Source organism: Pseudomonas sp. ASL4 (genome assembly GCF_056680395.1).
Genome location: NZ_CM155280.1, coordinates 3,263,643 through 3,285,279, shown reverse-complemented (window position 1 = coordinate 3,285,279; position 21,637 = coordinate 3,263,643). Strand labels below are relative to the sequence as shown.

The window sequence follows — 21,637 nt, the reverse complement described above, 5'->3', positions numbered from 1 at the left end:
CACAAGATTGGGGACTGGCATAAATCCTGTGGGAGCGTGGCTTGCCCGCGAAGGCCGCACCTCGGTCTACTGGCTTGGTGCCAAATCCAGAAACGCCTGAATCAAGCGCAAATCCCGCCGCCGTTCCATGCACCCGATCATGTGCCGATTGACCAACCCTTCCCCCAAAATCGGCACCGCCGCCACCCGCGGGTCATGGCTCACCTCTACCGACGACACCACGCCAACCCCCAACTCGGCAGCAACAGCCTCAGTCACCGCCTCACGGCTATCCAGTTCCAGCAACACCCGCGGGCTGACCTTCGCCTGACTGCACGCCTCATCAAACGTACGCCGAGTAATCGAACTCGGCTCGCGCAACACCATGATCACCTGATCCAGTTCCTTGAGCGGCAAACCCTTCGCACGCTGCGCCCAAGGATGCCCGGCCGGCACTAGCGCGCAGATCCTTGACTCGCTCAACGCTTGCAGATGCAGGCCCTTGCGCGGTTCGACCTCGGTCAGCACCGCCACGTCGGCATGCTCGGACAACAACGCCGCCAAGGTTTCCTGAGCGTTACCCAAGCGCAAATTCACGGTAATTCCCGGATACCGCGCCCGCAAACTGGCGAGCATCGGCATGACCATGTGCGGCCCGTCCGCCGCCACTTCCAGACGCCCGGTGAGCAATTGCCGGTTGGCTTCCAGCATCACCTGCGCCTCTTCGGCGAGACCAAACATCGCCCGGGTGATCGCCGCCAGTTTGGTGCCCTCCTCCGTTAACTCCACCCGCCGGGCGGTACGGCGCAACAGGGTGATCTGGTAGTGCTCCTCCAGCGCCTTGATGTGCCCGGTGACCGCCGGCTGGCTGATGAACAGTCGCGCGGCGGCCCGAGTAAAGCTGCCCTCGCGGGCCACCGCGTCGAATGCGCGAAGCTGAAACAGATTCATGAATAACTCTCACTGATGACTGGCATAACAACAAACAATTTGATTGATGTGACGGCAAATTGCAATTTAAGCCCCGTAGGTTCATCCCATCGATTGCGAGGACACGAGAATGAGTACTGCCGAACCCATCCTGCTCACCCCCGGCCCATTGACCACGTCGCGCCGCACCCGTCAGTCGATGATGGTCGACTGGGGTTCATGGGATGACCGCTTCAACCAACTGACCGCCAGCCTCTGCGAGCAACTGTTGGCGATCATCAACGGTGCCGACAGTCACCACTGCGTACCCCTGCAAGGCAGCGGCACCTTCGCCGTCGAAGCAGCGATCGGCACGCTGGTGCCTCGCGACGGTAAAGTCCTGGTGCTGATCAACGGCGCCTACGGCAAACGCCTGGCGAAGATCTGCGAAGTGCTCGGCCGCCCGTTCAGCACCTTCGAAACCGCCGAAGACGAACCGACCACCGCTTCTGACGTTGATCGCCTGCTGCGGGCTGATCCGAGCATCACTCACGTCGCGCTGATCCATTGCGAAACCAGCACCGGCATCCTCAACCCGCTGCCGGAAATCGCTCAGGTTATTGCGCAACAGGGCAAGCGCCTGATCATCGACGCGATGAGTTCCTTTGGCGCCCTGCCAATCGATGCGCAGCAGGTGCCGTTCGACGCGCTGATCGCCGCCTCGGGCAAATGCCTGGAAGGTGTGCCGGGGATGGGTTTCGTCTTCGCTCGCAAAGAATCCCTGGCGAATGCCGCCGGCAACTCGCATTCGTTGGCGATGGACTTGTTCGACCAGCACACCTACATGGCCAAGACCGGCCAATGGCGCTTCACCCCGCCGACCCACGTAGTCGCGGCGCTGCACGAAGCCCTGCTGCAATACAACGAAGAAGGCGGTTTGCCGGCGCGGCATCAGCGCTACGCCAACAACTGCCAGGTGCTGCTCGATGACATGGCCAAACTTGGTTTGCGCAGCTTCCTGCCGGCCGCGATCCAGGCGCCGATCATCGTCACCTTCCATGCGCCGAAAGACCCGCGCTACCAGTTCAAGGAATTCTACGAACGGGTCAAGGCCAAGGGTTTCATTCTGTATCCGGGCAAATTGACCCAGGTCGAGACCTTCCGTGTCGGCTGCATCGGCCACGTCAATCCGCCAGAGATGCACGCGGCCGTGGCGGCGATTGCCGAGGTGCTGCAGGAAATGGAAGTCCTCGAAATCTAAATCACACCGCCATCCCTTGTGGGAGCGGGCTTGCTCGCGAAAGAGGTCTGACATTCAACATTGATGTCGACTGACACACCGCTTTCGCGAGCAAGCCCGCTCCCACCAAAAGCAGCCCTTCATTAGCCAGTTGCCACAGGATTCTGATCACCATGAACTACACCAACCCAACCAAACTCCAAGCCGCCATCCTCGACTGGGCCGGCACCGTGGTCGATTTCGGTTCGTTCGCGCCGACCCAGATTTTTGTCGAAGCCTTCGCCGAGTTCGACGTTCAGGTTTCCATTGAAGAAGCTCGCGGGCCGATGGGCATGGGCAAGTGGGACCACATCCGCACCCTGTGCGATCAGCCGCAAGTCGCCGAGCGTTATCGCAAGGCGTTCGGCCGCACACCGACCGACGATGACGTCACCGCCATCTATAAGCGCTTCATGCCGCTGCAAATCGAAAAAATCGCCGAGCACTCGGCGCTGATCCCCGGCGCTCTGGCAACTATCGCCAATCTGCGCCAGCAAGGCATCAAGATCGGCTCCTGCTCCGGCTACCCGAAACAGGTCATGGACAAAGTCGTGGAACTGGCCGCCACCAACGGCTACATCGCCGATCACGTGGTCGCCACCGACGAGGTGCCGAACGGCCGTCCATGGCCGGCTCAGGCCCTGGCCAACGTGATTGCCCTGGGGATCGATGATGTTGCGGCCTGCGTGAAGATCGACGATACCGTGCCGGGCATTCTTGAAGGTCGCCGCGCCGGCATGTGGACCGTGGCGCTGATCTGCTCCGGTAACGCGCTGGGCCTGGACTACGCGGGTTATCAGGCCCTCGGCAGCGAGGAACTGGCCAGCGAGCGCAAGCGTATCCACGCCATGTTCGAAGGCTCACGCCCGCATTACATGATCGACACCATCGGCGATTTGCCGCAAGTGATAGCCGATATCAACAAGCGTCTGGCCAACGGCGAAATGCCGCAAACCAACTGATGCACTATAGGAGCGTGGCTTGCCCGCGAAGGCGTCCTGCCAGTCGATATCCATGTTTAATGGTCGGACGCTTTCGCGGGCAAGCCTCGCTCCTACACGCTTTTTTGTTGTCAATTAGCTGAACGAGTGCGTTGAACGGGCAAATCGCCTCAGGCAAATCCGGCAAAACAGGATTACAGTTAAAGCACAGCGCCGCACAAGAACGGCACTTTAAGCATTGACCTGTGGAGAGCCCCCGTATGCCCTGGAAGAACTCCGACTCACGTTACAGCACGGTATCGATCACCTTGCACTGGCTAATGCTGGTCTTGTTGATACTGGTTTACGCGTGCATCGAATTTCGCGGGATCTTTCCCAAAGGCAGTGGTGGCCGCACGCTGATCACTGAATCGCACTACTTACTGGGCCTGACGGTGTTTGTGCTGGTTTGGCTGCGTTTGTTCGCCCGCAGCCTGGGCCCGGCGCCGCAAATCTTCCCGGCTTCCCCCCATTGGCAGACCACACTGGCCAAGGTGATGCATTGGGCGCTGTACCTGTTCATGATCGCCATGCCGATCCTCGGATGGCTGGTGACCAGCGCCAAGGGCAATCAGGTGATGTTCTACGGCTTCGACCTGCCGTTGCTGGTCCACGAAGACAAGGCGCTGGCCAAGCAGATCCAGGGCTGGCATGAACTCGGCGGCACTATCGGTTATTGGCTGATCGGCCTGCACGCTGTGGCCGGGCTGTATCACCACTATGTGGTGGGCGATAACACGTTGTTGCGGATGATGCCTAAGCGGGCGACGCGCAATACCTGAACTCAACAAAAGCCCTGTGGGAGCGGGCTTGCTCGCGAAAGCGGACTGACACTCAAAATTGATGTCAGCTGACACACTGCCTTCGCGAGCAAGCCCGCTCCCACATGGACCTGCGGTGTCAGTTGAAGCCGCGGCGGCCCTGCAAGCCGCCGGTGTGGATGAAGATGAGCCGCGTTCCCCGGGTAAATCTTCCGGCTTCAACCTGCTGCTTGAGCGCTAATAGCGCCTTGCCGGTGTACAACGGCTCCAAAGGAATACGGCTGGCCTGCTCGGCCTGTTCGATGAACTCCAGCAACAACGGATCAACCTTGGCAAATCCGCCGCGACTAGCGTCAAACAGTTCATAAGCAGGATTCGCCAATCCGCCCTCCCGCACAATCGATTCAACCTGCTGCGCCACGCCATGATCGTCGGGCACCGCCAATGCGCCGTAAACCGGACGCTCACCCGCCTCCGCCAGTACCAAACCGGCCAGGGTGGTGCCGGTTCCGCAGGCCAGCCACCAACCGTCGTAATCGCTCCAGCCCAAACCGTTCAACTGCTCAGTGACCTGATCCTTGAGCTGCATGCAGCCGCGCGCGCCGCGCAAACCGCCGCCTCCCTCAGGCACCGCTTGCAATGTCGGGTACTGCACCTGCCACGGCTGCCAGAAACCCGGCTCGTGCCGCGCGCGGTAACCGGCGTAACCCAACCAGTGCAGCTGCATGCCGAAGTCTTGCAGATCCTTTACGGTCAGAGTGTCTTGCGGATGACCGCGCAGCAGGCCAACGGTTTTGAAGCCGAAGCGTTTGCCTGCTGCAGCCAATGCGTGCAGGTGATTGGAGTGAGCGCCGCCGAGGCTGATGATGCCGTCGGCACCAGCCTGGTCTGCGGCGTTGAGGTGTTCGATGAGCTTGAACCACTTGTTGCCGCTGATCAGCGGGTCTATTTGGTCCAGGCGCAGGATGGCGAGCTGGATGTCGGCTGCGGTGAGCCAGTCCAGTTGGAGGGGGTTGAGGGGGGCTTTCGGGAGCCAAGTGTCGGAAGGGAGAAGCATCGATGCCGGCTCTGGGTTAAGAGCCGGCATCTTAGCAGCAGACTTGTGGCGAGGGGGCTTGCCCCCGTTCGGCTGCGCAGCAGTCGCAAATCCATTCAACGCGGTAAATCTGACACACCGCACTGCATGGTTTTGGGGCCGCTTCGCAGCCCAACGGGGGAAAGCCCCCTCGCCACAGGGGCTATGTTTTACAACTCAGCCGCCAACCGCGAACCCTGATTGATCGCCCGCTTGGCATCCAGCTCCGCCGCCACGTCCGCGCCACCAATCAAATGCACGTTCTGCCCGGCCGCCACCAGACCGTCCTGCAACTCACGCAACGGGTCCTGCCCGGCGCAGATCACGATGTTGTCCACCGGCAGCACTTGCGGCTCGCCGGTTTCGCCGATGCGGATGTGCAGGCCTTCGTCGTCGATTTTCAGGTATTCAACGCTGTTAAGCATCTGTACCTGCTTGTTCTTCAAACCGGTCCGGTGAATCCAGCCAGTGGTCTTGCCCAGGCCGTCGCCGACTTTGGAGTTCTTGCGTTGCAGCAGGAACACCTCGCGGGCCGGCGCATGAGGCTGGGCCTTGATGCCGGCCACGCCGCCGCGTGCTTCCAGATGCGTATCGATACCCCACTCTTTCCAGAAAGCTTCACGGTCCAGGCTGGTGGCAACCCCTTCGTGAACCAAATACTCCGAGACGTCGAAACCAATACCGCCGGCGCCAATCACTGCAACGCGCTTGCCCACCGGTTTACGCTCAAGAATCACGTCCAGGTAGCTCAACACCTTGGCGTTGTCGACGCCGGGAATTGCCGGGGTACGCGGCGCGATGCCAGTGGCAAGGATGATCTCGTCGTAACCGCCGGCGACCAATTGCGCCACGTCCACGCGGGTGTTCAGGCACACCTCAACATTGGTGGTCTGCAACTTGCGGTTGAAGTAGCGAAGGGTTTCGAAGAACTCTTCCTTGCCCGGCACGCGCTTGGCGATGTTGAACTGACCACCGATTTCGCTGGCCGAATCAAACAACGTCACCTGATGGCCACGCTCCGCAGCCACGGTTGCAGCGGACAGACCCGCAGGGCCGGCACCGACCACGGCGATTTTCTTGATCTGCTGCACCGGCAGGTAATTGAGCTCGGTTTCATGGCAGGCCCGCGGGTTAACCAGGCAACTGGTCAACTTGCCGCCGAAGGTGTGGTCCAGGCAGGCCTGGTTGCAGCCGATGCAGGTATTGATTTCATCGGCGCGGCCAGCGGCAGCCTTGTTGACGAAGTCCGGGTCCGCGAGGAACGGCCGCGCCATGGACACCATGTCGGCATCGCCTTCGGCCAGAATCTGCTCGGCGATTTCCGGGGTGTTGATACGGTTGGTGGTGATCAGCGGAATGCTCACCGAGCCACGAAGCTTGGCCGTGACCTTGCTGAACGCCGCTCGCGGCACTTTGGTGGCGATGGTCGGAATCCGCGCTTCGTGCCAGCCAATGCCAGTGTTGATGATGGTCGCGCCGGCCTGCTCGATGGCTTTGGCTAGCGTGACGATTTCTTCCCAACTGCTGCCACCTTCCACCAGGTCGAGCATCGACAGGCGGTAGATGATGATGAAGTTCGGACCGACTGCTTCGCGTACGCGGCGGACGATTTCTACCGGCAGGCGCATGCGGTTTTCGTAGCTGCCACCCCAACGGTCGGTGCGGTGGTTGGTGTGGGCCGCGAGGAACTGGTTAATGAAATAACCTTCGGAACCCATGATCTCGACGCCGTCGTACTCGGCGGTTTGTGCCAGCACCGAGCAGGTGACGAAATCGCTGATCTGCTTCTCGATGCCTTCCTCGTCCAGCTCTTTGGGCTTGAACGGGTTGATCGGCGCCTGGATCGCACTTGGTGCGACTTGCTTTGGGCTGTAGGCATAACGACCGGCGTGGAGGATCTGCATGCAGATCTTGCCACCCGCCTCATGCACCGCGCGGGTGACGATCTGGTGCTTGAGGGCTTCTTCCTCGGTGGTCAGTTTGGCCGCGCCGGAGTAAACGCCGCCCTCATCGTTCGGGCCAATACCGCCCGTGACCATCAGGCCAACGCCGCCTCGGGCACGCTCGGCAAAATACGCCGCCATGCGCTCGAAGCCACCGGGCTTTTCCTCAAGCCCGGTGTGCATCGAGCCCATCAGGGTGCGGTTGCGCAGCGTGGTAAAACCCAGGTCCAGCGGGGCCAACAGGTGCGGGTAATGAGCGGCGGCCATCGGTAACTCCACATCGAGCGATCACGGAAAAAGTGCAGGAGCTCTTCGGCCCCCGTCAGTCATGTTGGACAGACTAAGAGTCGCGCCGCCGTCTCTCAATGACCGTAACTGACAACTTATTGATCCAAATGTGCAGCGCCCCTTGGCAAGCGTCGGCGTGGGCCCTACCCTAGTCGACGAATCCCGCACACGGCCGTTGACTGCTTTCCCATGCGTAAACTTCTGTACCTGACATTTTCCATGGCGTTGATCGCCGCCCTCACGACCTACGCCATGTGGGCCGCGGACCGTCCGGCGGGTCATTACCTGTCGGACCTGCGAATCAATCTGGCGGTCGATCAAGGCACACCGGCCGATCGCGGCAACCTGCTGGGTATCCAGCCCGAGCTGTTCCCCACCGACTACCAAAGCCCCGAGCGCCTGCACCGCAAGCTCGCGGCCTATCTGCAAAAAGCCCAGGATCAGGGCCTGCTGAATGAAAAAACCATCGTCGTGCTGCCGGAACATGTCGGCACCTGGCTGATGGTCAGCGGCGAGAAAGATGAGCTGTACCAGGCCAGCACGCTCCAGGAAGCGATGAACTGGCTGGCGGCGAGCAATCCATTGCAGTTCGTCCGCGCCCTGATTAGCGCCAAGGGCGCCAGCCGTCTCGATGATGCCCACCTGCGCATGAAAGCCAAAAGCATGGCCAAGGATTACCAGGCTCTGTTTGGTGGTTTGGCGAAAGAATTCCACGTGACGTTGGTAGCCGGCTCCATCGTGCTGCCAGAGCCCAGCGTTATCGATGGCACGTTGAAAATCGGCCACGGCGCACTGTTCAACAGCAGTGTGGTGTTCGGTCGCGACGGTTTGCCGATCGGCCAGCCGCAGCGGCAGATGCACCCGATCTTCGATGAACAGGACACCCTCGCCGCCAACACCGACCATACGGTCAACGTTGTTGATACCCCGGCCGGACGCCTGGGCATCTTGATCGGCAGCGACAGTTGGTACCCGGACAACTACCGCAAACTCGACGAACAAGGCGCGCAACTGGTGGCGGTCCCGGCGTACATCGTCGGCCACGGAACCTGGGACAAGCCGTGGCGCGGTTACAAGGGCCTGTCGACGCCAAGCTCCGTCAGCCTCAAGGCCGGCGAACTCAGCGAAGGCCAGGCCTGGCATCGCCTGACCCTGATCGCCCAACCACCCAGCAGCCAGGCCATCGCCGGCATCAGCGTGTTCCTGCGCGGGCAGTTCTGGGACAAGGGCAGCGCCGGTCAGAGCTTTCTCAGCGCCAACGGCCAGCACTCCGCCGACAGCAATGTCCGGGGTGCGCGCCTGTTGAACCTCTGGTTATAAACGATGAAACCGCTGCCGATGCGCCTCGGGGATCTGTCGGTGGGCTTTGTTCATAGCCTGGCCGACGCTGTGCGCAGCCATGGCGCTGACCCTCAGCCATTGCTCGACCAGTACGGCCTCGACGCCGCTCGCTTGAGCGAAGCAGGCGCCCGGCTCTCTATCCCGCGCTATATGCGCCTGGGCCACGGGGCGATTCAACTGACCGGTGACCCGGCGCTGGGCTTGCGCATGGGTCAACTCAGTCGCTTGAGTCAGGCGGGCCTGGCCGGTGTCACCGCCGCCCAGGCCCCGACGGTGCGGGAAGCGGCGCGTTGCCTGATTCGCTTCGAAGCCTTGTACGGGTCCAACTATCGCGGCCAGTCGAGTTTCCACGAAGACGCCCGGGGCGCATGGCTGCGGTTCTATTCCATCAGCCCTTACAACGCCTACAACCGCTTCGTGGTGGACTCGATCATCGCAGGCTGGTTGCAGCAATTGTCCAGCGTAAGCCCTGCCCCGCTGCGGGCCGAACGCATCGAGATCGAATTCGAAGAAACGCAGTATAGAGAAGCCTACAACGTGTTTGATTGCCCGATCCAGTTCGGCGCCGAACACAATCAATTGCGTCTGAGCCTGGCCAGCCTCGCCCAGCGCAACCCGCAACATTGCCCGAGCACCTGGCGGCACCTGCTGCAATTATGTGAACGGGAACTGGAGCAACTGACACGCACCCGTAGCCTGCGTGAACGCATCACTCAGTTACTGGGGCCGTTGCTCAACGGTGGCCGGGAACCCGACCTGGAAGAAGTGGCGGCACGCCTGAAGCTGCCCACCTGGACCTTGCGTCGCAAACTCGCCGAGGAAGGCACGCAGTTTCGTGCAATTCTCAACGACACGCGCCGCGACCTGGCCATGACCTACATCCGCGATACCGAACTGGCGTTCGGGGAAATCGCTTATCTGCTCGGCTTTGCCTCAGCCGAAGCCTTTCAACGGGCCTTCAAACGCTGGAACGGCCAGACACCCGGCGAATTTCGCCGCAGTCATCGCCAATCCGCGTAAAGCCTTACAACTCGGTAGCGTCTTCAGCCGGTTCCAGCGGATCCAGTTCAAACGCCTGATACTCGAGCAACTCTTCTTGATAATCGTCCATCGCGGTGTCCCCCATCGCTCATTGAAATACCTGATCAAATGACCAGCGCCTTGAGCATAAAGTGCCCACGTGAAAGAAAAATGACGCCGGCACGACGCTCAACCGCTACTTGATAAAACGTAGCAGGTGGTCAGGAATTTATCACAGGATTTTTTCGATACAGTCCGTAGGACAACGGCCTGGTTTGACGTCGGTCAATCTTGATGGCGGTTACGGGATACGTGCCGTCTGCACACGCTCCCGTAACGCCTGGGTCGCTTACTGGCCGGAGGACGGCATGGCCGGGATTGGCTCGCTTGGCGCCGGCATGTTGTCCGGGTGCACCGGTGGAGTGATGGTCTCGGTGCTTGGGGCTGGCTCAGACGTTTGAGCCGGGGTGATTGGCGCAGCTTCCGGCGGCGGTGCGACCGGCTCCGAAGCAACAGGAGCAACCTCGATAACGGCGGGCGCGACTACCGGAGCGGCGACCGGAACCACTACAGGTTCTGCGGCAGGTGCCGCGGTTGGCGTTGGCGCCAGTGCTGCGGGTACTGCCTTGGGTTCAGGTACGCCCAGGTCAGTTTTAGGCTTCTCGACGATGTGCGCCGCTTTCTTCGCTTCCGGCGGCAGGAACAACTCCACCAGAGTAAAGAAACGCTCGTAGAACTTGGCCGAGGACACGGTTTCGCTGGCGACCTTGACCATCGAATCATCGGAGGAGCCGATCGGCATCGACACCGAGCCCAACACGCCTACACCGAGGCTGGCAGAGTTGTTGGTCTTCTTCAGCGCGTAGCGGTCCTGCAAGGCGTTGGCGAACATGGTCGCGTGGTGCCCCTCGGTGCCGTCATCGGCACAGACCACACTGAAGCTGATCTCCATGTGGGTCTCGCCAGTCTGCTGGAAGCTCTTGTGCCCGCTGACCAGTTTCGGATCGCTGCTGGTGATGATATAGCCCTGGCTGAGCAAGGCGCGACGAGCGGCTTCGCAGGTCTGTGCATCGCTCACCGGGTAGTTGCGTGAAAACGTTCCGGAGTCGTCGAAGTTCTCATGCTCATAGATGGCGGCTTTTTTCGACGAACAACCGGCAGCAGCGGCTAGCACCAGCGCCAGCCCGACGACACGCATGGGAATTGACTTAAACATTGAACATCCTGAGGGGAAACGGTCCGGGGCGTATTGTGCTACAGAACGATGCTTAGGTGCGCATCGATTAGTGTCTTAAAACGGTTACAGGTGTGTTGACCGTTATATGCAGGAAAAGTCGCGCGGGGTTGTGGATTCCCGATGGACAGGGGAAAAAATCAAAAGATCGCAGCCTTCGGCAACTCCTACGCGTCTGTGGGTGCCGCCGAAGGCTGCGATCTTTTGCTTCACCCACAAAAAACCCCAGCCTTTCGGCCGGGGTCCTTGTGTCGCGCAAAACTCAGTCAGCCATCAGTAACGCTTGATGTCAGCTTCGCTTTCCAACTGCTTGCGGTAGGCCGCAAAGTCTTGCTGGCCAACACGCGAAGCGAGGAAGCGACGGTATTGAGCCTTCTCTTCATCGGTCGGCGCTGTGGCTTCGTTCACGCCGTTAAGACGCACGATCACCAGGCTACCATCGGCCAGGGTCACGCTGCTGAACGTCGGCTTGTCCTTGGCGGCTGGCTTAGGCATGCGGAACAGCGCTTGCAGCACGGTTGGGTCAACCCCTTCCTGCGCACGAGTGGCTGCTGCGGTGACTTTCCAGTTCTGGCCGTCGATCGCCTTGTCCAGCGGTGTCTTGCCATCGCGCAGGCTGGCGATCAGCTCATCAGCCTTGGTCTTGGCGGCAGCACTGGCGTGCTCCTTGGCCAATTGCGTGCGGATGCTGGCAGCCACGCTTTCCAGTGGCAACTGCGAAGGCTTCAAGTGCTCTTTGGCATGCAGCACGATCACGGTTTCCGGGTCCAGTTCGATGGCGGTGCTGTTGGCACCTTCATCCAGTACTTCTTGACTGAACGCTGCAGTGACTACGGCACGGTTGGCCGCAACACCTTCGCCACCTTCACGACCGAACGGTGCGGAAGTGTGAACGGTCAGTTTCAGGTCCTGCGCTGGCTGGACCAGGTCAGAAGCTTCGAACGCGGAGTCTTCCAGTTGCTTGCTCGCCTCAACGAAACGCTGCTCGACCTGCTGGGTTTTCAGCTCGCGGGTCAGCTTGCCTTTGAGGCTGGCAAACGTTGGAACTTCCGGCGCTTCAACACCCAACAGCTTGATCAGGTGGAAACCGAAGTCGGTACGAATTGGCTGGGATACTTGATCCTTGGTCAACGAGTACAGGGCTTTTTCGAACGCTGGATCGTAGACACCAGGACCGGCGTAACCGAGGTCACCACCGTTGTTCGCCGAACCCGGATCCTGGGAGAATTCCTTGGCCAGAGCCTCGAATTTCTCGCCTTTGGCCAGACGCGCCTGAACTTCTTCGATCTTGGCCTTGGCTTGCGCCTCGGTGACCTTGTCGTTCACTTCGATCAGAATGTGCGCAGCCCGGCGTTGTTCGGCCAGGTTGGCGGTTTCTTTCTGATAGGCCGCTTGCAGGTCTTCGTCTTTAACGCTGATTTCGTCGAAGAAGGAAGCCTTCTTCAACTCCAGGTAATCGATGACCACCTGATCCGGCGTCATGAATTCCTTGGCGTGCTCGTCGTAGTAAGCCTTGACCTCATCGTCGGTCAGCTTCACAGCTGCCGGGTCAACCTTGATGTTCAAGGAAGCGAAATCGCGAGTCTGTTTTTCCAGACGGGCGAAGGCCAGAACCTGTGCGTCGGTGACAAAACCACTACCCGCCAGGCCAGCGCGCAGCTGACCGATCAGCATTTCCTGAGCCAGCATCTGGCGGAATTGCATGCGGCTGTAGCCCAACTGACGAATAACCTGGTCAAAACGCTCAGAACTGAACTTGCCGTCAGCCTGGAATTCAGGCGTCTGCAGGATCACTTGGTCCAAAGCAGCTTCGGAGAAAGCGAATTTCGATTTCTCTGCGCCTTGCAGCAGCAGTTTGCGATCGATCAGGCCTTTGAGGGCCGATTCGCGCAGCATTTTTTCGTCGAGCAAGGAAGCGTCGAAATCCTTACCCAGCTGTTGCATCAGCTGACGGCGTTGCATGTCGACAGCCTGGCTCAGCTCGTTCTGGCTGATCTCTTCGCCGTTGACCTTGGCCGCATCATTGCTGTGCGTCGTGGCCTTGAAAATGGCATCGAAACCGGTCAAAGCCATCAGTGCAACGATGACCCCGATAATGGTCTTGGCAATCCAGCCTTGTGAATTGTCCCTGATATTCTGCAGCATGCGTCCCCCAGAAACGGTTGAACTTCAAAGTTAGGCAACCGTGGAGCGTGGGTAGAATCCGGATAGAAGAAAGGCGCATCCGAGGATGCGCCTTCTCGTAACTGACGGAGCGGACCGAGGGCTCGAACATGCGACCCTCGGTGTCTCAGATCAGCGATATGCTGACTGGACTACCGCTCCGCTGCCAGGTCAGGCATGACCCCGACCCGGATAGGCAAAAACCTGAATCGAACTTAGTTGACAGCTTCTTTCAGTGCTTTACCGGCTTTGAAACCTGGTTTTTTAGCAGCTGCGATTTCCAGCGTCTTACCGGTCTGTGGGTTACGACCAATGCGAGCTGGACGATCAGTTACGGAGAAAGTACCGAAACCAACCAGAACAACAGAGTCGCCAGCCTTGAGAGCGCCAGTGACGGATTCGATTACAGCGTCCAGCGCACGGCCAGCAGCAGCTTTCGGGATATCAGCGGATGCAGCGATAGCATCAATCAGTTCCGACTTGTTCACTCTAAGTCCCCTTATATCTATTTTGAGTATGATTCTAAGTTTTTTGGTGAAAGCAAAAACGAGTGCTGAATGGCCTACAGACACTTAAGAGCCGCTTTATAACAAGGGCTCTAAAAAGCTGTCAAGGAAGCCCCCCAGGCAAATGCGTACTAATGCGTGCTAATTCTTTCCTTAGAGTCAGACTCGCGTTTTTCATCCTTTGCAACTATCTCAGGAGCCACATCCGGTAAGGGCTCCGGCGCGTATTGCAGCGCAATTTGCAGGACCTCGTCAATCCATTTAACCGGTTTAATCTGTAGATCTTGCTTGATATTGTCAGGAATTTCCTTCAGATCGCGTACGTTCTCTTCAGGAATGATCACCGTCTTGATCCCGCCACGGTGTGCAGCGAGCAGTTTTTCTTTCAAACCGCCGATCGCCAATACCTGGCCACGCAAGGTGATTTCGCCGGTCATGGCGACGTCTGCGCGTACAGGAATCCCGGTCAATGCTGACACCAGGGCCGTGCACATGCCTACACCAGCGCTAGGGCCGTCCTTCGGGGTCGCCCCTTCCGGCATATGGATGTGCGTGTCGCGCTTCTCGTGGAAGTCCAGGGGGATCCCCAGGCTCTTGGCACGGCTGCGGACAACGGTCAGGGCTGCGGTGATCGATTCGACCATCACATCACCCAGCGAACCGGTCTTGATCAACTGGCCTTTACCCGGTACGACGGCAGCCTCGATGGTCAGCAACTCACCGCCCACCTGAGTCCACGCCAGGCCGGTCACTTGACCGATCTGATCCTGGGATTCAGCCAGGCCGTAGCGGAATTTACGCACACCCAGGAAGTGTTCCAGCATCTCGGCGGTGACTTTCACCGAGAAGCGTTTCTCCATTGCATGCTCTTTGACCGTCTTGCGGCAAACCTTGGCAATCTGGCGCTCAAGCCCCCGTACACCGGCTTCGCGAGTGTAATAGCGGATGATGTCGCGGATCGCTTCGGCTTCGAATTCCAGCTCGCCTTTCTTCAAGCCGTTGGCAGCAATCTGCTTGGGCGAGAGGTATTTGACGGCGATGTTGATCTTCTCGTCTTCGGTGTAACCCGGCAGACGAATCACTTCCATCCGGTCCAGCAGCGCCGGTGGAATGTTCATGGAGTTGGAGGTGCAAAGGAACATCACATCGGACAGGTCGTAGTCGACTTCCAGATAGTGATCGTTGAAATTGTGGTTCTGCTCAGGGTCGAGCACTTCCAGCAACGCCGACGCCGGGTCACCGCGCATGTCGCTGCCCATTTTGTCGATTTCATCGAGCAGGAACAGCGGGTTGCGAACCCCCACCTTTGTCATCTTTTGAATCAATCTTCCTGGCATCGAACCGATGTAAGTACGGCGATGACCACGAATTTCCGCTTCATCACGCACACCACCGAGGGCCATACGGACGAATTTGCGGTTAGTGGCGTGAGCAATCGACTCCGCCAAGGAGGTTTTACCAACCCCTGGAGGACCGACCAGGCACAACACCGGACCACGAATTTTCTTCACGCGCTTTTGCACGGCGAGGTATTCGAGGATGCGTTCTTTGACTTCGTCCAGACCGTAGTGGTCGGCGTCGAGAATGTCTTCTGCACGGGCAAGGTCCAGACGCACCTTGCTCTGAGCCTTCCACGGCACCTGAACCAGCCAGTCGATGTACGAACGCACCACTGTCGCTTCCGCAGACATTGGCGACATTTGTTTCAGCTTGTTCAGTTCGCCCTGGGCCTTGGCCAAGGCATCTTTGGGCAGGCCAGCGGCATCGATGCGCTTTTTCAGCTCTTCGATTTCGTTGTGGCCTTCCTCGCTGTCGCCGAGCTCTTTCTGAATGGCCTTCATCTGCTCATTCAGGTAGTACTCGCGCTGACTGCGCTCCATCTGTTTTTTGACGCGACCGCGAATACGTTTTTCGACTTGCAGCAGATCGATCTCGGCATCCAGCAACGCCAGAACGTGCTCGACCCGGGCCGACAAATCGATAATTTCGAGGATTTCCTGCTTCTGCTCGATCTTCAGGGCCATGTGCGCGGCCATGGTGTCGACCAGGCGGCCTGGCTCGTCGATGCTATTGAGCGAGGACAGGACTTCAGCCGGGACTTTCTTGCCCAACTGCACATATTGTTCGAACTGAGCCAGCAGGCTGCGAACGAACACTTCCGATTCACGTTCCGGCGCGTCGACTTCGTCAATCAGCGAGACTTCGGCACGGCAGTGACCGTCCACTTCGCTGAAGCGCTCCACGGCGCCCCGCTGCTCACCTTCGACCAGAACCTTGACGGTGCCGTCAGGCAGCTTGAGCAGTTGCAGAACGGTCGCGATGGTACCTACGCGATAAAGTGCTTCTTCACCGGGATCGTCGTCAGCAGGGTTTCTCTGAGCCAGCAGAAGGATCTGCTTGTCGCCCGTCATCGCAGCCTCGAGGGCTTCGATGGATTTCTCGCGCCCCACGAACAGCGGGATAACCATGTGCGGATAAACCACAACATCACGCAATGGCAGGAGAGGCAATTCGATGGTTGTCTTCATGATTTCGCCTCTACGGCGGCCATAAGGCCGTAAACAGATGGAAGTAAGCTTGAAACCAAGATGGGGGCTGCTTTCAAAAAAAACAAGCGCAAAGAGGGTGTTAAAACGCTTTAAAAGAAAAGGGGCCCGAAGGCCCCTCCTTTATTCCAGCAGCGCGACGCTTAAGCGTCTGGCGCAGCCTTGGCAGTCGGCTCACTGTTTTCGTAGATATACAGTGGCTTGGACTTGCCTTCGATAACGCTTTCATCGATCACTACTTTACTCACCTCGGACTGCGAGGGGATTTCATACATAGTGTCGAGCAATACACCTTCGAGAATCGAACGCAGTCCACGGGCACCGGTCTTGCGTTCCAGGGCACGTTTGGCGACCGATTTCAGTGCGTCGGCCCGGAACTCCAGGTCCACGCCTTCCATCTCGAACAACTTGGCGTACTGCTTGGTCAGAGCATTTTTCGGCTCGGTAAGGATCTGCATCAAAGCAGCCTCATCAAGCTCGTCCAGCGTGGCAAGTACTGGCAGACGACCGACGAATTCCGGGATCAGACCAAACTTGACCAAATCGTCAGGCTCGACTTCACGCAGGGATTCACCGACTTTCTTGCCTTCTTCCTTGCTGCGCACTTCTGCGTTGAAACCGATGCCACCCTTGGTGGAACGGTTTTGAATGACTTTCTCCAAACCGGAGAACGCACCACCGCAAATGAACAGGATGTTACGGGTGTCGACCTGCAGGAATTCCTGCTGCGGATGCTTGCGACCACCTTGCGGCGGAACGGAAGCGACCGTGCCTTCGATCAACTTGAGCAAGGCTTGCTGCACGCCTTCGCCGGAAACATCCCGGGTGATCGACGGGTTGTCAGACTTACGCGAGATCTTGTCGATCTCATCGATGTAGACAATGCCCATCTGGGCTTTTTCTACGTCGTAATCGCACTTCTGCAGCAGCTTCTGAATGATGTTCTCGACATCTTCACCTACATAACCCGCCTCGGTGAGGGTGGTTGCGTCGGCGATGGTGAACGGAACGTTCAGCAAACGAGCCAGTGTTTCGGCAAGCAGGGTTTTACCCGAGCCTGTCGGGCCGATCAGCAAGATGTTGCTTTTGCCAAGTTCGACGTCGTCATTCTTTTTGTCACGCTGGTTCAGGCGCTTGTAGTGGTTGTACACCGCTACGGCCAGAACCTTCTTCGCACGTTCCTGACCAATTACATACTGATCAAGGATGCCGCTGATTTCTTTAGGCGAAGGCAATTTATGCGCGCTGCTCTCGGCCTGGGCTTCCTGCACCTCCTCACGGATGATGTCGTTGCACAGGTCGACGCACTCGTCGCAAATAAAGACCGAGGGGCCGGCAATCAACTTACGCACTTCATGCTGGCTTTTGCCACAGAAGGAGCAATAGAGCAGCTTGCCGTTGTCCTCGCCGTTGCGGGTGTCAGTCATTCGTTCGATCCAAATCCGATAGGCTTGCAACACAAGATGAAGGCTATTGCGGGCTTTTTCAAGCCCGCTGGTGATCGGAGCAGCCGACCTAGCCTATTTTGAGCTGCTTATTTTAAGCGGGGCGCTGGCTGATCACTTCATCGATCAACCCATACTCACGCGCAGCTTCTGCACTCATGAAGTTATCGCGGTTGGTGTCACGCTCGATTTCTTCAAGAGTGTGCCCGCTATGCTTGGCCATCAGCGTGTTGAGACGCTCACGAATGAAGAGGATTTCCTTGGCATGGATTTCGATATCCGACGCCTGGCCCTGGAAACCGCCCAATGGCTGGTGAATCATCACACGCGAGTTCGGCAGGCAGAAACGCTTGCCAGGGGCACCGGCCGTCAGCAGGAACGCGCCCATGCTGCACGCTTGACCGATACAGGTGGTCGACACGTTTGGCTTGATGAACTGCATGGTGTCGTAGATCGACATGCCCGCCGTCACCGAACCGCCCGGGGAGTTGATATAGAGATGGATGTCCTTGTCCGGGTTTTCCGCTTCAAGGAACAGCAGTTGCGCACAGATCAGGTTGGCCATGTAGTCCTCTACCGGGCCAACCAGAAAGATCACTCGCTCCTTGAGAAGGCGCGAGTAAATGTCGTAAGCGCGCTCGCCACGAGCAGACTGCTCGACAACCATCGGGACCAGGCCGCCTGCGGCCTGGATATCAGAGTTCTGCTGAATATACGAATTACGGAACATGCTCTGCAGTCACTCCCAAATAGTTATGTCTTGAATACGCATAAGCCAGCACGAAGGCTGGCTTATGGTGATTACTTCTTACCGCAAAAAGCGATCAGTCGGCTTGTGGAGCTTCTGCCGGCTTGACTGCTTCTTCGTAAGAGACCGATTTGTCGGTCACGTTAGCCTTCTGCAGAACAGTATCCACAACTTGTTCTTCCAGCACAACCGAACGGACTTCGTTCAGTTGCTGGTCGTTCTTGTAGTACCAGGACACAACCTGCTCAGGCTCTTGGTAGGCCGAAGCCATTTCCTGAATCATTTCGCGAACGCGGGCTTCGTCTGGCTTGAGGTCGAATTGCTTGACCACTTCAGCCACGATCAGACCCAGAACAACGCGGCGCTTGGCTTGTTCTTCGAACAGCTCGGCCGGCAGTTGGTCAGGCTTGATGTTGCCGCCGAACTGCTGAACAGCCTGCACGCGCAGACGGTCAACTTCGTTGGACAGCAGAGCCTTAGGCACTTCGATCGGGTTGGTGGCCAGCAGACCGTCCATTACCTGATTCTTGACCTTGGATTTGATCGCCTGACGCAGTTCGCGCTCCATGTTCTTGCGAACTTCGGTGCGGAAGCCTTCCAGACCAGTTTCCTTGATGCCGAATTGAGCGAAGAATTCTTCGTTCAGCTCTGGCAGTTTTGGCTCGGAAACAGTGTTCACGGTAACGGTGAACTCAGCGGCTTTGCCAGCCAGGTCGAGGTTCTGATAGTCCTCTGGGAAGGTCAGGTTCAGAACGCGCTCTTCGCCGGCTTTAGCGCCAACCAGACCGTCTTCGAAACCAGGGATCATGCGGCCGGAACCGATAACCAGCTGAGTGCCTTTGGCGGAACCGCCAGCGAACACTTCGCCGTCAACCTTGCCAACGAAATCGATGTTCAGTTGGTCGTCGTTCTGAGCAGCGCGATCGGCCACTTCGAAACGGGTGTTCTGCTTGCGCAGCACGTCCAGCATTTTGTCCAGATCAGCGTCAGCCACGTCAGCGCTCAGGCGCTCAACGGCGATACCGTCGAAACCGGCTACAGTGAACTCCGGGAACACTTCGAAAATTGCGACGTATTCCAGATCTTTGCCAGCTTCGATCGACTTAGGCTCGATCGAAGGAGCGCCAGCCGGGTTCAGCTTCTGCTCAACAACAGCTTCGTAGAAGGAGGACTGGATCACATCGCCTACGGCTTCCTGACGTGCATCAGCGCCAAAGCGACGCTTGATTTCACTCATTGGCACTTTGCCTGGACGGAAGCCAGCAATCTTGGCCTTTTGCGCGGTCTGCTGCAGACGCTTGTTGACCTGAGTCTCGATGCGCTCAGCCGGCACGGTGATGCTCATGCGGCGCTCAAGAGCAGAAGTATTTTCAACAGAAACTTGCATGGATATTCCTCGTTGCACAGACGTTAGCCGGCCGTTTCCGACCCCAGAATCAAGGGCATGCATTCTAGTGGGTCAAACTCAAGAAGTCACCCTACTGAAAACGGGTAAAAAAGCAGCAGGCGATTTATAGGCGAGGGACAAACGGTTGCGCCTCGCCCTGTTAGCAAATACAGCCAATGAAACCAGGGCTCTGCACCAACCCTTCTATATAGAAGAAGTTGCCAATTATCTCCCTGACAGCCGATCTTGCGAGCAAGGCCGGCGGGTGGCGCGGCATCATCGAGAAACATAAATACGACGAAACACCCCGCCCCTGCGGCCCAGAACCTGCAGCCGCTGATCACTCGAACCGCTAAAACAAAAAAGGCGCCAGACTGTTAAATCTGGCGCCTCTCGAAATATGGGGTGGACGAAGGGGATCGAACCCTCGACAACGGGAGTCACAATCCCGTGCTCTACCAACTGAGCTACGCCCACCATATTGCCTCACAAAGAAGCCAAAAAAACTTCCTTGCTGCGCCCCCTTCAAGCCAACGGCCTGAGTGAAGCTGTATTTGGTGCGGATGAAGAGACTCGAACTCTTACACCTTGCGGCGCTGGAACCTAAATCCAGTGTGTCTACCAATTCCACCACATCCGCGCTTGAAGCTTTTAAAGCAAAGGCGCCAGACTATTAATCTGGCGCCTTTTAAAATATGGGGTGGACGAAGGGGATCGAACCCTCGACAACGGGAGTCACAATCCCGTGCTCTACCAACTGAGCTACGCCCACCATATTGCGCTACTTGTGCCAAAGCTGCCTAATGGCGCACCCGGCAGGACTCGAACCTGCGACCATCCGCTTAGAAGGCGGATGCTCTATCCAGCTGAGCTACGGGCGCCTTATTAATCTGTACTCTTGGAGGACTACAAACTAAGTGCTTCCAGTCTTGCAGAACCGTAATCCCGCCCGACCTTCTCATCCAGTGCTAGGCTGTGCCCGACAAGTGCGACGAATAGTATAGAGCGCCCCAAAGGCAGTCAAATCCTTTTTAAAAAAAATTCATTTAATTAAAGGGCTTAGAGGAATTTGCAGACCAAGCGCCTTTGCCCTCACCTCTTGGCATGCGAGAATGCGCTCTCTTTTTTTCCCCTCTCGATGGTTAACCACGCGCAATGACTGCACAACTAATCGACGGCAAATCGATCGCCGCCAGCCTGCGCCAGCAGATCGCCAAACGAGTTGCCGAACGTCGCCAGCAAGGCCTGCGCACCCCCGGCCTCGCGGTGATTCTGGTCGGCAGCGATCCTGCCTCTCAGGTTTATGTCTCGCACAAGCGTAAAGACTGTGAAGAGGTCGGCTTCCTTTCCCAGGCTTACGACCTGCCTTCTGAAACCACTCAAGAAGCACTGACCGATCTGATCGATCGCCTGAACGACGACCCGGCAATTGACGGCGTTCTGCTTCAACTTCCTTTACCTGCCCACCTGGACGCGTCCAAATTGCTGGAACGCATTCGTCCGGATAAAGACGTCGACGGTTTTCACCCTTATAACGTCGGTCGCCTGGCTCAACGCATTCCGCTGCTGCGCCCCTGCACCCCTAAAGGCATCATGGCCCTGCTGGAAAGCACCGGTGTGGATCTTTACGGGATGGACGCAGTGATTGTCGGTGCCTCCAACATTGTTGGTCGTCCAATGGCGATGGAACTGCTGCTGGCGGGCTGCACCGTCACCGTCACCCACCGCTTCACCAAGGATCTGGCAGGCCACGTCGGCCGCGCCGATCTGGTCGTGGTTGCTGCCGGCAAGCCGGGCCTGGTCAAGGGTGAGTGGATCAAGGAAGGCGCGATCGTGATCGACGTCGGCATCAACCGTCAGGAAGACGGCAAACTGGTCGGTGACGTAATCTACGAAACCGCCCTGCCCCGCGCCGGCTGGATCACCCCGGTACCGGGTGGCGTCGGCCCGATGACACGTGCCTGCCTGTTGGAAAACACTCTGTACGCAGCCGAAACCCTGCACAGCTAATTCCACTGGTTTGGCGTACAAAC

At 58.2% G+C, this 21,637-nt stretch carries 16 protein-coding genes and 4 tRNA genes; 6 read left to right on the top strand and 14 right to left on the bottom strand.

All coding sequences use genetic code 11. From position 1 onward, the window contains the following. Nucleotides 1-66 precede the first annotated feature (66 nt). Nucleotides 67-930, bottom strand: coding sequence for a LysR substrate-binding domain-containing protein (locus AC1MEW_RS14755; RefSeq protein ID WP_201257124.1), 864 nt, complete (start codon nucleotides 928-930; stop codon nucleotides 67-69). Nucleotides 931-1,039: 109 nt separating this feature from the next. On the opposite strand from AC1MEW_RS14755, the gene AC1MEW_RS14750 reads away from it, so the two are divergent. The 3 genes from AC1MEW_RS14750 to AC1MEW_RS14740 all read left to right on the top strand — a co-directional run bounded on the left by AC1MEW_RS14750 (nucleotide 1,040) and on the right by AC1MEW_RS14740 (nucleotide 3,929). Then, a complete protein-coding gene (locus AC1MEW_RS14750) occupies nucleotides 1,040-2,149 on the top strand; it encodes a 2-aminoethylphosphonate--pyruvate transaminase (protein ID WP_201204704.1) in 1,110 nt (369 codons plus the stop codon). Nucleotides 2,150-2,301: 152 nt separating this feature from the next. Further along, a complete protein-coding gene (gene phnX / locus AC1MEW_RS14745) occupies nucleotides 2,302-3,129 on the top strand; it encodes a phosphonoacetaldehyde hydrolase (protein ID WP_201204706.1) in 828 nt (275 codons plus the stop codon). A gap of 239 nt (nucleotides 3,130-3,368) precedes the next feature. Continuing rightward, nucleotides 3,369-3,929, top strand: coding sequence for a cytochrome b (locus tag AC1MEW_RS14740; RefSeq protein WP_201257123.1), 561 nt, complete (start codon nucleotides 3,369-3,371; stop codon nucleotides 3,927-3,929). Between the two features lie 118 nt (nucleotides 3,930-4,047). On the opposite strand, the gene AC1MEW_RS14735 is transcribed toward AC1MEW_RS14740, so the two are convergent. Continuing rightward, entirely contained in the window at nucleotides 4,048-4,965 is a 918-nt protein-coding gene (locus AC1MEW_RS14735; protein ID WP_480426728.1) for a 1-aminocyclopropane-1-carboxylate deaminase/D-cysteine desulfhydrase, read from the bottom strand. Nucleotides 4,966-5,153: 188 nt separating this feature from the next. Next, nucleotides 5,154-7,193: an NADPH-dependent 2,4-dienoyl-CoA reductase gene (locus tag AC1MEW_RS14730; RefSeq protein WP_201204710.1), complete on the bottom strand. Its 2,040-nt coding sequence runs from the start codon at nucleotides 7,191-7,193 to the stop codon at nucleotides 5,154-5,156. A gap of 210 nt (nucleotides 7,194-7,403) precedes the next feature. On the opposite strand from AC1MEW_RS14730, the gene AC1MEW_RS14725 reads away from it, so the two are divergent. Next, nucleotides 7,404-8,534, top strand: a complete 1,131-nt coding sequence (locus AC1MEW_RS14725; protein WP_201257121.1) for a carbon-nitrogen hydrolase family protein — start codon at nucleotides 7,404-7,406, stop codon at nucleotides 8,532-8,534. Nucleotides 8,535-8,537: 3 nt separating this feature from the next. Continuing rightward, on the top strand, nucleotides 8,538-9,575 hold the full coding sequence (locus AC1MEW_RS14720; RefSeq protein WP_201257120.1) for an AraC family transcriptional regulator: 1,038 nt from the start codon (nucleotides 8,538-8,540) through the stop codon (nucleotides 9,573-9,575). 349 nt (nucleotides 9,576-9,924) lie between these two features. Here AC1MEW_RS14720 and AC1MEW_RS14715 read toward each other — a convergent pair whose 3' ends face one another. The 11 genes from AC1MEW_RS14715 to AC1MEW_RS14665 form a co-directional block, all read right to left on the bottom strand. After that, nucleotides 9,925-10,791, bottom strand: coding sequence for a DUF2242 domain-containing protein (locus tag AC1MEW_RS14715; protein WP_201257119.1), 867 nt, complete (start codon nucleotides 10,789-10,791; stop codon nucleotides 9,925-9,927). Nucleotides 10,792-11,082: 291 nt separating this feature from the next. Next, nucleotides 11,083-12,954 (bottom strand): SurA N-terminal domain-containing protein, encoded by a 1,872-nt coding sequence (locus AC1MEW_RS14710; RefSeq protein WP_322269031.1) that lies wholly within the window; start codon nucleotides 12,952-12,954, stop codon nucleotides 11,083-11,085. Between the two features lie 233 nt (nucleotides 12,955-13,187). Then, nucleotides 13,188-13,460 carry an HU family DNA-binding protein gene (locus tag AC1MEW_RS14705; RefSeq protein ID WP_002552737.1) on the bottom strand — a complete coding sequence of 91 codons (273 nt, stop codon included), beginning with the start codon at nucleotides 13,458-13,460 and terminating at the stop codon, nucleotides 13,188-13,190. A gap of 149 nt (nucleotides 13,461-13,609) precedes the next feature. Next, complete coding sequence (gene lon / locus AC1MEW_RS14700; protein ID WP_201204716.1) at nucleotides 13,610-16,006, bottom strand: endopeptidase La; 2,397 nt, start codon at nucleotides 16,004-16,006, stop codon at nucleotides 13,610-13,612. A 161-nt stretch (nucleotides 16,007-16,167) separates the two neighbouring features. Further along, on the bottom strand, nucleotides 16,168-17,451 hold the full coding sequence (clpX, locus tag AC1MEW_RS14695; RefSeq protein ID WP_007901798.1) for an ATP-dependent Clp protease ATP-binding subunit ClpX: 1,284 nt from the start codon (nucleotides 17,449-17,451) through the stop codon (nucleotides 16,168-16,170). A 112-nt stretch (nucleotides 17,452-17,563) separates the two neighbouring features. Continuing rightward, nucleotides 17,564-18,199, bottom strand: a complete 636-nt coding sequence (gene clpP / locus AC1MEW_RS14690) for an ATP-dependent Clp endopeptidase proteolytic subunit ClpP (protein ID WP_054053844.1) — start codon at nucleotides 18,197-18,199, stop codon at nucleotides 17,564-17,566. Nucleotides 18,200-18,293: 94 nt separating this feature from the next. After that, on the bottom strand, nucleotides 18,294-19,604 hold the full coding sequence (tig, locus tag AC1MEW_RS14685; protein WP_480426723.1) for a trigger factor: 1,311 nt from the start codon (nucleotides 19,602-19,604) through the stop codon (nucleotides 18,294-18,296). A 401-nt stretch (nucleotides 19,605-20,005) separates the two neighbouring features. After that, nucleotides 20,006-20,081 (bottom strand) — tRNA-His (locus tag AC1MEW_RS14680). 78 nt (nucleotides 20,082-20,159) lie between these two features. Then, nucleotides 20,160-20,244 (bottom strand) — tRNA-Leu (locus AC1MEW_RS14675). A 56-nt stretch (nucleotides 20,245-20,300) separates the two neighbouring features. Next, nucleotides 20,301-20,376 (bottom strand) — tRNA-His (locus tag AC1MEW_RS14670). A 32-nt stretch (nucleotides 20,377-20,408) separates the two neighbouring features. Next, nucleotides 20,409-20,485, bottom strand: a tRNA-Arg gene (locus tag AC1MEW_RS14665). A 274-nt stretch (nucleotides 20,486-20,759) separates the two neighbouring features. Between AC1MEW_RS14665 and folD the strand changes: the two genes are divergently transcribed. Further along, a complete protein-coding gene (folD, locus tag AC1MEW_RS14660) occupies nucleotides 20,760-21,614 on the top strand; it encodes a bifunctional methylenetetrahydrofolate dehydrogenase/methenyltetrahydrofolate cyclohydrolase FolD (protein WP_201197050.1) in 855 nt (284 codons plus the stop codon). Nucleotides 21,615-21,637 lie beyond the last annotated feature (23 nt).